This is a genomic window from Arcobacter lacus (assembly GCF_003063295.1).
In the GTDB taxonomy this organism is placed as follows: Bacteria; Campylobacterota; Campylobacteria; order Campylobacterales; family Arcobacteraceae; genus Aliarcobacter; species Aliarcobacter lacus.
On record NZ_MUXF01000001.1, the window covers coordinates 170,039 to 183,959 of the forward strand.

17 protein-coding genes are annotated in these 13,921 nt (G+C 26.4%); 6 read left to right on the forward strand and 11 right to left on the reverse strand.

What is annotated here, in order from left to right; all coding sequences use genetic code 11:
- Positions 1-10: 10 nt before the first annotated feature.
- Together hemH and B0175_RS00950 are read right to left on the reverse strand one after the other, a co-directional pair.
- Positions 11-943, reverse strand: coding sequence for a ferrochelatase (gene hemH, locus B0175_RS00945; RefSeq protein ID WP_108526871.1), 933 nt, complete (start codon positions 941-943; stop codon positions 11-13).
- Positions 930-1,532 (reverse strand): ATP-binding cassette domain-containing protein, encoded by a 603-nt coding sequence (locus tag B0175_RS00950; RefSeq protein WP_108526872.1) that lies wholly within the window; start codon positions 1,530-1,532, stop codon positions 930-932. The genes hemH and B0175_RS00950 overlap by 14 nt, the downstream gene beginning before the upstream one ends.
- Positions 1,533-1,722: 190 nt before the next feature.
- Here B0175_RS00950 and B0175_RS00955 point away from each other — a divergent pair, with 190 nt between their 5' ends.
- Positions 1,723-2,019, forward strand: coding sequence for a c-type cytochrome (locus B0175_RS00955; protein ID WP_108526873.1), 297 nt, complete (start codon positions 1,723-1,725; stop codon positions 2,017-2,019).
- Between the two features lie 27 nt (positions 2,020-2,046).
- On the opposite strand, the gene ccoS is transcribed toward B0175_RS00955, so the two are convergent.
- Positions 2,047-2,274 carry a cbb3-type cytochrome oxidase assembly protein CcoS gene (ccoS, locus tag B0175_RS00960; protein ID WP_108526874.1) on the reverse strand — a complete coding sequence of 76 codons (228 nt, stop codon included), beginning with the start codon at positions 2,272-2,274 and terminating at the stop codon, positions 2,047-2,049.
- Positions 2,275-2,290: 16 nt separating this feature from the next.
- The gene (locus B0175_RS00965; RefSeq protein WP_108526875.1) at positions 2,291-4,729 is read right to left on the reverse strand and encodes a heavy metal translocating P-type ATPase; all 2,439 of its coding nucleotides are present in this window, start codon (positions 4,727-4,729) and stop codon (positions 2,291-2,293) included.
- Between the two features lie 95 nt (positions 4,730-4,824).
- Here B0175_RS00965 and B0175_RS00970 point away from each other — a divergent pair, with 95 nt between their 5' ends.
- Positions 4,825-6,450, forward strand: coding sequence for an EAL domain-containing response regulator (locus B0175_RS00970; RefSeq protein WP_108526876.1), 1,626 nt, complete (start codon positions 4,825-4,827; stop codon positions 6,448-6,450).
- Here B0175_RS00970 and gmk read toward each other — a convergent pair whose 3' ends face one another.
- The 5 genes from gmk to rpsB are packed head-to-tail and all read right to left on the reverse strand — an operon-like array spanning position 6,451 to position 10,448.
- Positions 6,451-7,068, reverse strand: coding sequence for a guanylate kinase (gene gmk, locus B0175_RS00975; protein WP_108526877.1), 618 nt, complete (start codon positions 7,066-7,068; stop codon positions 6,451-6,453).
- Complete coding sequence (locus B0175_RS00980) at positions 7,065-7,883, reverse strand: hypothetical protein (protein WP_108526878.1); 819 nt, start codon at positions 7,881-7,883, stop codon at positions 7,065-7,067. The genes gmk and B0175_RS00980 overlap by 4 nt, the downstream gene beginning before the upstream one ends.
- Positions 7,880-8,560 (reverse strand): ABC transporter ATP-binding protein, encoded by a 681-nt coding sequence (locus B0175_RS00985; protein ID WP_108526879.1) that lies wholly within the window; start codon positions 8,558-8,560, stop codon positions 7,880-7,882. The genes B0175_RS00980 and B0175_RS00985 overlap by 4 nt, the downstream gene beginning before the upstream one ends.
- Before the next feature lie 47 nt (positions 8,561-8,607).
- Positions 8,608-9,651 (reverse strand): translation elongation factor Ts, encoded by a 1,044-nt coding sequence (gene tsf / locus B0175_RS00990; protein WP_108526880.1) that lies wholly within the window; start codon positions 9,649-9,651, stop codon positions 8,608-8,610.
- Positions 9,651-10,448: a 30S ribosomal protein S2 gene (gene rpsB / locus B0175_RS00995; RefSeq protein ID WP_004510605.1), complete on the reverse strand. Its 798-nt coding sequence runs from the start codon at positions 10,446-10,448 to the stop codon at positions 9,651-9,653. The genes tsf and rpsB overlap by 1 nt, the downstream gene beginning before the upstream one ends.
- Before the next feature lie 243 nt (positions 10,449-10,691).
- Between rpsB and B0175_RS01000 the strand changes: the two genes are divergently transcribed.
- Both B0175_RS01000 and B0175_RS01005 read left to right on the forward strand, forming a co-directional pair.
- Positions 10,692-11,189, forward strand: coding sequence for a putative metalloprotease CJM1_0395 family protein (locus B0175_RS01000; RefSeq protein ID WP_108526881.1), 498 nt, complete (start codon positions 10,692-10,694; stop codon positions 11,187-11,189).
- Entirely contained in the window at positions 11,173-11,412 is a 240-nt protein-coding gene (locus tag B0175_RS01005; RefSeq protein WP_108526882.1) for a hypothetical protein, read from the forward strand. Before B0175_RS01000 ends, B0175_RS01005 begins: the two co-directional genes overlap by 17 nt.
- Positions 11,413-11,414: 2 nt before the next feature.
- Here the strand turns inward: B0175_RS01005 and B0175_RS01010 are convergent, their stop codons facing one another.
- The gene (locus B0175_RS01010; protein ID WP_108526883.1) at positions 11,415-11,915 is read right to left on the reverse strand and encodes a DUF523 domain-containing protein; all 501 of its coding nucleotides are present in this window, start codon (positions 11,913-11,915) and stop codon (positions 11,415-11,417) included.
- Entirely contained in the window at positions 11,912-12,697 is a 786-nt protein-coding gene (locus tag B0175_RS01015) for a tRNA 2-thiocytidine biosynthesis TtcA family protein (RefSeq protein WP_108526884.1), read from the reverse strand. The genes B0175_RS01010 and B0175_RS01015 overlap by 4 nt, the downstream gene beginning before the upstream one ends.
- Before the next feature lie 105 nt (positions 12,698-12,802).
- On the opposite strand from B0175_RS01015, the gene B0175_RS01020 reads away from it, so the two are divergent.
- Complete coding sequence (locus B0175_RS01020; RefSeq protein ID WP_108526885.1) at positions 12,803-13,000, forward strand: hypothetical protein; 198 nt, start codon at positions 12,803-12,805, stop codon at positions 12,998-13,000.
- A gap of 16 nt (positions 13,001-13,016) precedes the next feature.
- The gene (locus B0175_RS01025) at positions 13,017-13,916 is read left to right on the forward strand and encodes a DMT family transporter (protein ID WP_108526886.1); all 900 of its coding nucleotides are present in this window, start codon (positions 13,017-13,019) and stop codon (positions 13,914-13,916) included.
- Positions 13,917-13,921: the final 5 nt, after the last annotated feature.

Genomic DNA, 13,921 nt, shown 5'->3' on the forward strand with positions numbered 1-13,921 from the left:
TAATTCTTTCTTATATTTTTATAATATCTTTTATAGTTTCAATAAATTCTTCACTATCATTGACACAACTACAAACTTTATACTCTTTTATTCCTATTTCATGAGCTATTTCTTTATATTCAATATCAAGTTCAAAAACTGTTTCAGAATTATCAACAATAAATGATAATGGATAAATAATTACATTTTCATCTTTAAAATTTTTTAACATATCTTCAAGTGAAGGTTCAAGCCATTTTAAAGGTCCAACTTTAGACTGATATGCTAAATTTATAGATTTAAAATTTTTTCCTCTTTTTTGTAATTCTTCACTCAAAATTTTTACATGCTCATTCATCTGTTTTTCATAAGGATCACCTGCATCAACTATCTTTTGAGGAAGTCCATGAGCTGAAAATATAAGATTATATGAAGTTTCATCTTTTACATTATTTAAAATTTCATTTACAATACACTCATTAAATTTATCATTTTTATAAAATGTTTCAATAATTTTTAGATTAAAACTATTTTTTGCAAATTTTATAAAATCTTCTAAAGATGATTTTGTTGTTGTTGTAGAATATTGAGGATATAAAGGAAGTAAAAGAACTTCTTTTATTCCATCTTTTTTCATTTGAGATATTGTTTCTTTCGCAAAAGGTGGAGTATATCTCATAACTTGATAAGTTTTATAATTTTCTATTTTATCATTACATTTATTTATTAGTTGTTCTGTTAAAGGATTTATTGGTGAAAAGTTTCCAATTTTTTCATAGTTCTTCCACGCATTATCCAATCTTGAATTAGTAATAAATGTAGCTACCATTTTTCGAATAAAAGCATTTTTGATTGTCAGAATATTTTCATCATTAAACATATTTGTCAAAAACATCTTTAATTCACCTTTATTTCTTGCTCCACCCATATTTAATAGCACTAAAGCTTTTTTATTTTCTTGCATCAGTTTCCAACCTTATAATTTTATCACTACACCATTTTGCCATATCTAAATCATGAGTTATTAACAAAATAGCACAATTTTCTAAAAGAGTAATCAATAATTTCATAACATCATAAGCTATAATATTGTCTAAAGCAGATGTTGGTTCATCTATCAAAAGTAAATCTGGTTTCATTAATATTGCTCTTAAAATAGAACATCTTTGAAGTTGTCCTCCACTTAACTGATATGGATATTTTTCTAAAATTTCATTTGTTAAGTTAAGTTTTTTTAATAAGCTTTGAAGTTCTGTTGTAAAATCTCTTTTCACAACATCTTTAATTTGTTCAATAATTTTATATGTTGGATGAAAAGAGTTAAATGGATCTTGAAATATCATAGAAATTGTTGATTTTTCTATTATTCCATTTATCGGTTTTAAACTTCCAATTATTAACTCAAAAAGTGTAGTTTTTCCACTTCCACTTTTTCCGAATATAGTTACAAGTTCACCTTTTTTTAGCTCTAATAAAAAATTTTTATAAATAGGATTTTCTTTTTTGTAATAAAAAGTTAAATCTTTTATATTTAAAACTAAATCTCTATGCAAATTTTACCTCTAATATTAAAAATATTACTATATAAAAAATATGCTTTATTTTCTGTTTTATGGAACTTTTTTTAACTTCACAAATTTTGCACAATTTTAAGTGAAAATTTCACAATTAAGAAAAAATTATTAAGCTTAAAAATATAAAAAAAAAGCTAGAATTTTTCTCTTAATTTTAAAGGAGAAAAAAATGAAAAAAATTGTTCTTACAACTTTAGCAGTTGCTGCTTTTGCTTTTGCAGATGCTCCAGCTTCTTATGCAACATGTAAAGCATGTCACGGTGTAAAAGGGGAAATCAACGTAACTACTCAAAGTAAAAATCACGTTCCAGCTAACTTGACAAAAGCTGAAATTGAAAAAGCTTTACATGGTTATAAAGATGGATCTTATGCTGGTGCGGGACCTATGAAAGCTTTAATGAAAGGTCAAGTTGCTAAATTATCTGATGCAGATATCAAAGCTTTAGCTGACTATATGGGTAAATAATTTTATCCTTTAAAAGAGTAGAAAATTCTACTCTTTTTTTTGTTTCTCTTCTTTTGCTTCTTTTTCCTCTTTTATTTTTTGTTCTTTTCTAATAGCATCATTTAAATCATCAACGCTATCATATAAAGGATTATTCAACATTCTATTAGCATCATCAAATTGACCAGTTTTTGCAGCCCAAACAAATAATAAAAGAAGTCCAGCAGATATTATTATCCCAACTATTAACATAAATAAAAGTGTGTCATTTATCATAAAATATTATTTTCCTTTATTTCATTTTGATTCTAAGAGAGTTTAATACTACTATTAAAGAACTTAAACTCATTGAAAGTGCAGCAATAAGTGGTATTACAAAACCCGCCATTGCTAAAGGTACAGTCGTTGCATTATAAAGTAATGAAAAGCCTAAATTTTGTTTGATATGTTTATATGTTTTATTTGAAATAACAAAAGCATCTTTTAAAGATTTTAAAGTTGAATTTAGTAAAACTACATCAGAAACTGCTAAAGATATATCAGCAGAATTTCCCATAGCAATAGCTACATCACTACTACTTAAAGCTACACTATCATTTACACCATCACCAACCATAACAACAACTTTATTTTGTTTTTTTAACTCTTTTATAAAATCTGCTTTTGAAACTGGAGTTTGGTGAGAAAAATATTTTGTTATATTTAACTCTTTTGCAATTCTTGAAGCAACTTGTTCATTATCACCTGTTAGCATTATTACTTCAATATTTTTATTTTGTAGATAATTTATTAACTCTTTTGAACCTTCTCTTAGTTCATCTTCGAGTTCAAATGTAGCAATTACTCTTTTATTGATAGCAAACAAATATACAGTTCTTGAAGAATCAAATTTATAATAAATCCCAAATTCTCTAAGAAGTTCTACATTTCCACCAAGAATTTCAAACTCTTTATTTTCAACATTTTTATATGTTGCACTCATTCCTTTTGCTTCAATATTTTTTACATTTTCAAGTTTTTTTAACTCTAAATTATAGTTTTTTTCTAAATATCTTTTAATAGAAAGACTTACTGGATGAGTTGAACTATCTATTAGTGAATACAAAAGATTTAATTTATGAATATTATCATCTAAGATTCTTGCTTTTACGACATTTAATTCACCTTTTGTTAAAGTTCCCGTTTTATCAAAAACTACACTAGAAGCAACAGCTAAAGTTTCTATAAACTTTGCTTCTTTGAAAAGTAACCCTTTTTTAGCAAGTTCTGAAATACCAACTAAACTTGCCATTGGAGTTGCAAGAGCCAATGCACAAGGACAAGCAATAACAATAACCGAAACAGCAACTATAAATGATCTTTCAAATTGATTTGTTCCTTCATAAATAAAACCTAAGTCTAAACCAAAAAAATACCAAACTAAAAAAGTAGCAAATGCAAGAGACAAAATAGTAGCACTAAATCCTCTTGAAATTTTATTTGCTTTAATCTGAATAGAAGGTTTTGAATTTAAAGAGTCTTCAAGTAAAGAAACTATAGAAGAAAAAGTTGAATTTTTAAAGTTTTTTGTTACTTCAAAATGTATCAAAGAATCTAAATTTATAGTTCCACTAAAAACTGCATCTCCAACTTTTTTATATACAGGAATTGATTCTCCTGTAATTGTTGATTCATCAAAAGAACCATTTCCAGAGATTATTTTTCCATCAACAGGAACTTTATCTCCTGCTTTTATTTCTACAATATCACCAATATTTACACTATTTAAAGCTACAACTTTTTTTTCATTTCCATTTATAATAACTGCTTCTAAAGGCAAAGTTGATTTTATTTTATCTAAAGTATCAACAGCTGATTTTTTACCAATAACTTCTAAATATTTTCCAACTAAAACAAAAGTAATAATCATCGCAACAGAATCAAAATAACTATCTCCTTTTGCTCCAAGCAAAATAGTCAAAGAGTAAATATAACTCAATGTTGCTCCAGTAGAAACAGCTAAATCCATAGTTACCATTTTATTTTTTAGTCCGTAATATGCACCTTTATAAAAAACCCATCCACTATAAAATAAAACAGGTGTTGAAAGAATAAACTCTCCCAAATGAATCATTTGCATAACTTCAGGAGTAATCCCTGTAAAAAATCCTGTGTATTTTGCAACGCTTAACATCATAATATTCATAGTACAAACAACCGCAACCATAATACGTACAAAATAGTCTTGTTTTGCTTTTGAAGCTGCAATATCAGCAACACTTGAATCATACGCATAAGCGTTATATCCAATAGATCTAATTTTTAAAATAATTTGTGATAACTTTAAAATATCATCATCCCAAGTGATTCTTGCTTTGTTTGTTGTAAAATTGATATTTGCTTCAACTATACCTTTTGTATCATAAAGAATTTTTTCATTTAGCCAAACACAAGCTGCACAATGAATTCCTTCGATGATTAAATCAATTTGATTAAAGCCTTCTTTTGTTTTAGTCACATAATTATCATAAAAATTTAAAGAATCAAATTTAGTAATACTTTCATTAAAAACTTCGATTGGTGGAGCTATTGTTTTATTTCCTAGTTTGTCATAAAAAGAGTCTAAACCATCACTTTTTAATAAATGATAAACTCCTTGGCATCCTTTACAACAAAAATTTAAATCATTATCTTTTATCATTATATTTTCATCAAATTCTAAATGACAATGATTACATCTAATTTTTGACAAGATAGCTCCTAAAATTGTGATTATTCTGATAGATTTTTACTTAAATATCAAGTTATTTTTTGTATTATATCTTAATAAATTTGCAGGGATACTTAATGATAAATAATATTTCTATATTGAAAAATATGTCTATTTTATATGTTGAAGATGAAAAGGATTTGAGAGAAGTTACTCATGAGATTCTAAAATCTTTCACAAAAAACCAGTATATTGCCGAAAATGGGCAAGAAGGTTTGGAGTTATTTAAAAAATATGAAAAGAATATTGACTTAATAGTTACAGATATAAATATGCCTATTTTAAATGGTTTAGAAATGGCAAAAGAGATAAAAAATATAAATCCTAATATCCCTATCATAATCACAACTGCATTTTCAAATAAAGAATATCTACTTGAAAGTATAGATATTGGAATTGATAAATATGTTTTAAAACCTATAGATATTGCAAAACTTCTACAAGCGATGTCTCAATCAATAATCTATTATGAATTAAAAGAGTTATTTATAGATAAACTAACAAATCTTCCAAATAGAAATAAACTAAAAAAAGATTTAAATGAAACAGATGATGTTTTAATGGCATTCTTTGATATTGATGGATTTTTAACATTAAACGATTTATTTGGTGAAGATATTGGAGATGGAATTTTAGTTGAATTATCTTATAAATTAAGAGATCATTTTCCAGCAAATGAATACTCTGTTTATAAATTAGATGTTGATAAATTTGTTGTTGTTGCAGTAAATAGTGGGAAAAGCGTAGAAGAATTTTATGAGAATACAAAATATTTTATTAATAATATTGAAAATCAACCATTTTTAGTAAATGAAAATGAAATTGACATAAATCTTACAGTTGGAGTTTCTCATGCCAACGGATCTTTAGCTTATAAATATGCACAAAGAACTATAACTTATGCAAGAACAAAACTAAGAAAGATTATGATTTATGATGATTCATTTAATATTCATCAATCATTTGAAAACAATATAAAATGGTTAAAACAATTAAAACTGGGGTTTAAAGAAAATAGATTCCAAGCCTATTTTCAACCAATAGTAGATACTCAAACTAAAGAAGTTTATAAATACGAAGCATTAATTAGATACATAGATGAAAATGGGAACGAAGTTGGTCCTTATAATTTTCTTGACATTGCAAAAAAAACTAGACAATATCCAAATATTATAAAGGTTATTTTAAAAGATTCTTTAAAGTTAATTATTGAAAAAAACAAAAGAGTATCTCTTAATATCTCTTATGCTGATATCTCAAATAGAAAAACCACTAATTATATATATGAGTATTTAAATAACCAAAAAGAAGAGCATACAAAACTTTTAAGTTTTGAGATTTTAGAATCAGAAGAAATTGTTGATTTCGAAGAAGTTTCAAAATTTATTTCTGAAGTTAAGAAATTCCAATGTACTGTTGGAATTGATGATTTTGGTTCTGGATATTCAAATTTCCATTTGTTATCAAAATTAAAAATAAGTTTTATAAAGATTGATGGTTCATTAATTCAAAATATTCATAACTCTAAAGACTTGGAAATTATTGTTAAAACTATTTCAAATATTGCAAAAGAATTCAATGTTAAAACAGTAGCTGAATTTGTAGCGAATGAAGAGATTTATAATAAAGTAAAAGAGTTAAATATAGATTATTCTCAAGGTTTTTACTTTGATAAACCTATAAGCTATGATAGTATTAAATAGTTAATCTAACCAATTTAATACTATTTTTTCTTTATCGAAAAGTTTAGCTTTTGTTCTTGCAATGTTTGCAATAGAAACTAACTCACTTGCAGCATTATCTAAGTTATTGTTTATTATAAAATAGTCGTATTCATCAAAAAATTCAATCTCTTTTTTTGCATTTTTTAATCTTTTTTCAATAACTTCTAAACTATCACTATTTCTATTATTTAGTCTTTCTTCTAAAATCTTTAAAGATGGAGTTGTAATAAATACTGATGTCACACAATCATTCATTTTCTTTCTTACCAAATGGTGTCCTTGAACATCTATATCAAATATTACTAATTTCCCTTCATTTAAAGCTTTAATTATTGGTTTTAAAGATGTTCCATAATAGTTATCATGAACTTTTGCATATTCTAAGAAATTACCTTTTTTTATATCTTCTTCAAACTCTTCTTTTGAAACAAAAAAATAATCAACACCATTTACTTCACCAATTCTTGGCTCTCTTGTTGTTGTAGAGATTGAAAAATAATAATCAGAAATATTTTTATAAACTTCTTTTAGTAAAGTTGATTTTCCACAACCACTTGGTCCTGAAATGATTAAAATTGCGCCTTTTTTATCATTCATTTATTTTCCCTTAAACTTACTCTTAAATCTATAGTTTGTCCACTAGCAATTTTATCGATAACCGTTTGATCAAATTTTTCTAATAAAGGTCTTAATTCATCAATTCCATATTTACTCAATATTAAATTGTAAGTTTTCATTGGTTCATTATTTAAATCAAATTCATACTCTTTAACTTCTTCTAACGCATCATCTATTATTGAAGATATGTCTTTCCAATCATGTTTTTCTAAAGTTATATCATTATAAATTTCATCTTCATGTAAAATATCATTTATTTTACTTAATTCGCCAGAATCTAAAACTCCACCCATATTTAATTTAGATAGACTTACAATACTTTCATCATCCTCTTCAAAAGAATCATTACTTGAAATGTCTTTTTTAACAGAAATGTTTTCGTCTAAATCTTCTTCTAAGTAATTAATCACTGGTAATATATCAATATCATCTTCAGGAGCATATTCAAAAACTTCCTCTTTATATGGTTGTTTTTGTGTTAAATCTTCTTTTACATATTCAATTTGTTCATTGAGTAAAGTTTCTAATTTTGTAGGTAAAAATGGTCTAGGAATAATAAAATCTCTTAATCTTTCCATTGGTAATTCTTCAGAAGAGATAGCACCAATTCTTTTTGAAAAATCTTTTATTTTATTAAATTTAGAATCAACAAAATTTTGATCAATTACAATTAAATCATAATTTTTATTTACTTTATTGTTTTTTTGAATTGTTAAATCAATTTTCATTTTTTTGCAAACTAAAGTAAATATATGTTCTATAATTGGTGTTTCACAAACTAATAGTAAGTTCATCTAATATCCTTTAGTTCTAAATTATCCAATTTATAAACCTTATCACATCTCAAAGCTAATTCATTTTCATGAGTAACCAAAATCAATCCTGCATTATTCTTTTTTATATAATTAAATAAAGTGTTCATAACAATATTTGCTGTCTCTTTATCTAAATTTCCAGTTGGCTCATCTGCAAAGATTATTTTTGGTTTTTTTGTTAAAACTCTTGCTATTGATAATCTTTGTTGTTGACCACCACTTAGTTCTCCAACACCTTGGTTTATAACATGCTCAATATTTAACTCTTTTAAAAGATTTTTATCTATTTTTTCACCACTTAAAAATTCAGCAATTTCAAGATTTTCATTTGCACTAAAACCTCGAAATAAATAATGAGCTTGAAAAATTATTCCAAAATCATCTCTTCTTATTTTTAATAAATCATTTTGTGATAAAGAATATATATCTTTTCTTTGAAAAACAACATTACCATTTGTTGGCTTTAAAAGGGAAGATAATATATTTAAAAGTGTAGATTTTCCACTTCCACTAGTTCCAATTATTGCAATTGATTCTTGTTTTTGAAGTGATAAGTTGATATTTTTAAAAAGTTCATAATCAAACTTATGAGATAAATTTTTAGCTTCTAATAAAAGGCTTCCAATGAGTCCATTTTTATTTTCTAATTCGCTCATTGCAATTCCTTTTATTTTTATATAGCAGTTTTTTAGCTAACTATAAATTATTTACCCATTTGTTTTGCAACTTCTGCTGCAAAATCTTCTTCTTTTTTCTCAATACCTTCACCAAGTTCAAATCTAATGTACTCAGTAATTACAATTGATGAATCAACTTCAGCAATAGCTTGCTCAACAGTTTTTTTATCATCCATAACGTAAGGTTGAGATAATAATGCAAATCTTCCATCTAATTGTGTGTTATCTGCAATAAATCTTTCGATTTGTCCAGGAATAATATTTGCCCAAATTTTTTCAGGTTTACCTTGAGCTTTTAATTCATCTTCAAATCTAGCTTTTGCAGCTGCAATTGCTTCATCTGTTAATTGAGATTTAGAAACAAATTCAGGAATTCTTTTTTGAGGTTTTCCTAATCTTCTTAATTCATCATTTTCAGCTTCAATTTCTGCTTTAATAGCTTTGTTTTCAGATTCAACGAATGCTGGATCTAAATCTTTGTATGAAATAACAGTTGGTTTCATAGCAGATGCATGCATAGCAACATTTCTTAATAATGCAGCAGCTTTATCTTTAACTGCATCATTACAAGTAGCAGCTAAAACAACTCCTACTCTTCCTGTTGCATGAACATATCCATTTACAACTTGTCCAGAAACTAATGCAAGTTTTCTAGCAACTAAGTTTTCACCGATTGTTGCAATTTTTTCATTTAAATAAGTTTGGAACTCTTCTCCATTAATTTTTGAAGCTGCTAAAGTTTGTGCATCAGCAATTCCATTATTTAAAGCATGAGATGTAATCTCTTTTGTTAAATTAACAAAGTTTTCATTTTTAGCAACGAAATCTGTTTGTGAATTTAATTCTAATAAAGTAGCTTTTGTATTGTCACTATTTACTAAAACAGCAATTAGTCCTTCAGCAGCAACATTTCCAGCTTTTTTTGCAGCTTTTCCAAGTCCAGCTTCTCTTAAAGCTTGAACTGCTTTATCTAAATCACCATTTGTTTCATTTAGTGCATTTTTACAATCCATCATTCCTGCACCAGTCATTTCTCTTAATTCTTTAATTAGTTGTGGAGTAACTGCCATTACGCGTTTTCTCCTTCTTCAGCGAAATTAAATTCTTCACCTTCTGCCACTGCTTCAGCAATTAATTCTTCTTTTTCTTCAGCAGAAATTGGCTCAACTTCTACACCAGTTTCATCAGCTAATGCAGCTTTACCTTCATTCATAGCTGCAGCCATTTCGTTGCAGAATAAGTGAATTGATCTAATAGCATCATCATTTCCTGGTATTGGTAAATCTACAACATCAGGATCACAATTTGTATCTAAAGGAGCAACAACTGTAATTCCTAATCTTCTAGCTTCTTGAATAGCAATTTTTTCTTTAACAGCATCAAGTACGAACATCATATCTGGTAATTTGTTCATTTCTTTGATACCACCAAGGTATAATTCTAATTTTTCTTCTTTTCTAGTAAGCATTAAAGCTTCTTTTTTAGTTAAAAGATCTAATTGACCTTCTTCTCTCATTTTTTTAATAATTTCTAATTTTCTAATTGATTTTTTGATTGTTCCGAAGTTAGTTAACATTCCACCTAACCATCTGTGGTTAACATATGGCATTCCACAAGAAATAGCAGCTTTTTTAATAGTTTCGCTAGCTTGTTTTTTAGTTCCTACGAAAATCATTGTTTGACCTTCAGCAGCTCTGTCTCTAACAACGTTATATGTATATCTGAAATATCTTAACGTTTTTTGTAAATCTATAATATAGATATTTTTTCTAACACCGAAAATGAATTTTTTCATTTTTGGATTCCATCTTCTTGTTTGGTGTCCGAAATGTACACCACACTCTAATAGGTCTTTCATAGTAACCATGTAATTCTCCTTGAATTATTTTTTTGTATTTTTTGTATGGGTTTAGCCTCTGTGTCCCTTAATAACTACTGTTACAACCCAACCAAGGATTGACACATGTGAGGTTCTAATATAAAATTAGAATGGAGATTATAGCGAAATTTTTTTAATATTTGTTTAATTAATTATTTGAAAAAACTTAACTAATAAAAAATATCTTTAAATAAATTTATGTTAATATAAGGAAAGCAATAGGAGGTTTTTATGGAAATAAGTGACAATATTTCAACTCTTTCTTCTATTTATCAAGAATTAGCTTTAAAAAAAAGTGAATTGTCTAATATAGACAAAAAAGAATCTCAAAAGTCAAGTTTTGAGAAAAATGATGAAGTTGTTTTAGGTGAAAATTACGATGAAAATGACTATCAAAGAGTTTTAAATAAATTTAAAAATAAAGATAGTGAAGTAAAAACTCATGAACAAACTCATGCTTCAGGTGCAACAACAACTAGTGCAATAAACTATAATTATCAAGTTGGACCAGATGGAAAGCTCTATGCAATAGGAGGAAGTGTTAGATTTGATACTTCAATTCCAAAAGATCCGCAAAGTGCAAAGGTAAAAATGGATCAGTTGCAAAGTGCTTCAAGTTCTGTTAGTTCTTTAAGTGGAGCTGATGCAAGTATTGCTCAAACTGCAAGTTTAAATAAAATGTTATTAGAAAGTATAAAAGAAGGATTTAGTTATGACAATCAACAATAATTTAAATGCCATGGTAGCTTCTGAATTACAATTTCAAGATATGGCTACAAATATAGCAACTGTTGCAAATACAGTTGCAGAACCAGAATTTCAAGAAGTAACTGCTGATTTAATAGATTCCATTGTAGGACAAATTCCTGAAATTATTTCATATAGTGCAAATGCACAAAATATTGAATTGCAAGCTGAGACATTAGATACACTTTTAAATATAAAAGCTTAAATTTATAAAGATTTATTTTTCTTTATAAATTTTGCTAACTCTTTTAGTTCATTTTCATTAAAAACTTTTATTCCATTTTCTTCTAATAATCTTGCTGTAAGTCCTTGTCCCTCAACTAAATTAGAAGAAAAAGTTCCATCATAAATCTCTTTATTACCACAAGATGGTGACTTTGATTTTAAAAGTGCCACTAAAATATTTTCATTTTTACATGTATCTAAAGCTTTTTTTGCACCTAATAAAAAATTTATTGTTACATCATTTTGTTCATTATCTAGAATTTTAAATGGTTTTTCATTTTTTACAATCTCAGCAGGATTTCTTGGAATTCCTAATCCTCCTGCAACTTCTGGACAAAAAGAATAAATTTCATTTTCGCATAAAATATCCATAAAAAGCTCTTTTAATGAAAATGAAAATTTAGGATTAAATGCCACTGATGAATTTAGTCCATCATATCTTACATCTTCACCTAAAAGACAAGATGAAACTAATATCTTCATATATTTTCATCTTCTTGTAAATCTAATTTTATATCTTTTAAATCTTTATAGAAAAATGTTGGTAATTGAATATTGCTAAAAGCAGCTTTCATAGATATAAAAATCTTTGGATTTTCTTCTTCAAGTTTTGCTAATAGTTCTTTTGTAGTTGCTCTTGCATGTGGCATTTTTACATCAAATCTAAGTCCTGGACAAGCTTCATCACCAATAACTCTTATTTCATTTGTATTTGCAAATGCTCTTAGTTGTCTTTCTCTACAAAAAATCAACGGTCTGATAACTTCTAATCCATTTTCTGCTTTATAAATTGGTGGCATTGTTCTCATCGTACCATTATAAAAAAAGTTCATAAAAAATGACTCCATTGCATCATCTAAATGATGTCCAAGTGCAACTTTATTATATCCTTGTTCAAGCGCAGTTGAGTATAAATAACCTCTTCTCATTCTTGAAAAAAATGAACAAAAAGATGAATTTTTTCTTATTTTTTCTCCTGCAAGTTCAAAAATTTGAGTATCAATTATCTCATGTTCTATGCCATGTTCTTTGCAATGATTACTCAAAAATTCTACTTGTTCTCCCATTCCATAAGTAACTGTTACAGCTTTAAATTCAAAATTATATGGAACTACTTTTTTTAATCTATTTAATGAATGAATCAAAGTTAAAGAGTCTTTTCCACCAGAAAAACCAACTAATACTTTATCACCCTCTTTTATCAATCCATATTCTGCATTTGTTCTACCAACTATTGTAGATATTTTTTTACTCAATTCAACCAATACATTTTCCTAATTATTTTTTCGGATTATATCAAAAAAGTTTTAATAAACTATTTTAGATAAAGAATATATAATTTCAAAAAATCAATGAATAAAAGACATAAAATGACAATTGAAGAGCAACAAATATTTTTTGACAAAATAAAAGAGACTATTTTACCAATAGCCATAAATATGCAAGATGAACAAATAAAAAAAATAATTGAAACTGTCGAAAAATCAAACGATGAATTGCCTAATGGTTTTGGAGCAATGCTATTCGAACAAATTATTATTCACAAATACAATAGAACAATTATATAAAGTAAATTTTTAAATAATGAATAAAAATATATTTTATATATTAATGATTCTTGCCATGATTTCATGGGGAGCTTCTTGGATAAGTACAAAAGTTCTCACAAACTATGTTAATGCTTATGAATTAGTATTTCTTAGAATGGGAATTTGTTTTATTACTATGATTCCTATTATTTATTTTTTAAAATTATCTTTTAAAGTTAATTTAAAATCTTCTATTCTAATTTTAATAGCTTCACTACTTTTAGTTTTATATAGTATTTCTATGTTTTGGGGAGTTGAACATGGAACAGGAAGTTTTGGAGGAGCACTTGTTCCAACACTAATCCCAATAAATACTTTTATATTATTAGCAATCATACACAAAAAAACTATAAGTTTAAAACACTCTTTTGCTTTAGTTTTAGGTGCTTTTGGTGTTTTAAACATGCTAAATGTTTGGAATTTTAATTTAACTGAAATACTCTCAAAAGATAATGTATATTTTATTTTAGCTTCACTTTTATGGGCAATTTTAACCATTGTAACAGCAAAAGCTACAAAAATAAATGCTTTTGTTTTTACTTTTTATACTTATGTAATTTCAACTTTAGTGCTTTACATATTTTATGTTGATAACTCTTTATTTGGAAGAATTTATGACTATGATTTTATATTTTGGTTCAATATCTTTGTAATTACCATTTTAAGTACAACATTTGGAACATCAATATACTTCATAGGAGCCACGAAATTAGGTACTAAAGAAGTGTCATCTTTTGTATTTTTAGTTCCAGCTTCAGCTATGGCAACAGGAAGTATATTCTTAGGAGAAAAGATTACTTTAAATATGATTATTGGAACAATCTTTGCAATAATTGCAATTTATATCTTAAATAATTTAAACTTATTTCAGATATTTAAAAAGCAGAAATCTTAAAATCT

Coding starts and splice junctions, on each gene's coding strand:
- hemH (WP_108526871.1), bottom strand. CDS start 943: ATGCAAGAAAATAAAAAAGCTTTAGTGCTATTAAATATGGGTGGAGCA.
- B0175_RS00955 (WP_108526873.1), top strand. CDS start 1,723: ATGAAAAAAATTGTTCTTACAACTTTAGCAGTTGCTGCTTTTGCTTTT.
- ccoS (WP_108526874.1), bottom strand. CDS start 2,274: ATGATAAATGACACACTTTTATTTATGTTAATAGTTGGGATAATAATA.
- B0175_RS00970 (WP_108526876.1), top strand. CDS start 4,825: ATGATAAATAATATTTCTATATTGAAAAATATGTCTATTTTATATGTT.
- gmk (WP_108526877.1), bottom strand. CDS start 7,068: ATGAATGATAAAAAAGGCGCAATTTTAATCATTTCAGGACCAAGTGGT.
- B0175_RS00980 (WP_108526878.1), bottom strand. CDS start 7,883: ATGAACTTACTATTAGTTTGTGAAACACCAATTATAGAACATATATTT.
- B0175_RS00985 (WP_108526879.1), bottom strand. CDS start 8,560: ATGAGCGAATTAGAAAATAAAAATGGACTCATTGGAAGCCTTTTATTA.
- tsf (WP_108526880.1), bottom strand. CDS start 9,651: ATGGCAGTTACTCCACAACTAATTAAAGAATTAAGAGAAATGACTGGT.
- rpsB (WP_004510605.1), bottom strand. CDS start 10,448: ATGGTTACTATGAAAGACCTATTAGAGTGTGGTGTACATTTCGGACAC.
- B0175_RS01000 (WP_108526881.1), top strand. CDS start 10,692: ATGGAAATAAGTGACAATATTTCAACTCTTTCTTCTATTTATCAAGAA.
- B0175_RS01005 (WP_108526882.1), top strand. CDS start 11,173: ATGACAATCAACAATAATTTAAATGCCATGGTAGCTTCTGAATTACAA.
- B0175_RS01010 (WP_108526883.1), bottom strand. CDS start 11,915: ATGAAGATATTAGTTTCATCTTGTCTTTTAGGTGAAGATGTAAGATAT.
- B0175_RS01020 (WP_108526885.1), top strand. CDS start 12,803: ATGACAATTGAAGAGCAACAAATATTTTTTGACAAAATAAAAGAGACT.
- B0175_RS01025 (WP_108526886.1), top strand. CDS start 13,017: ATGAATAAAAATATATTTTATATATTAATGATTCTTGCCATGATTTCA.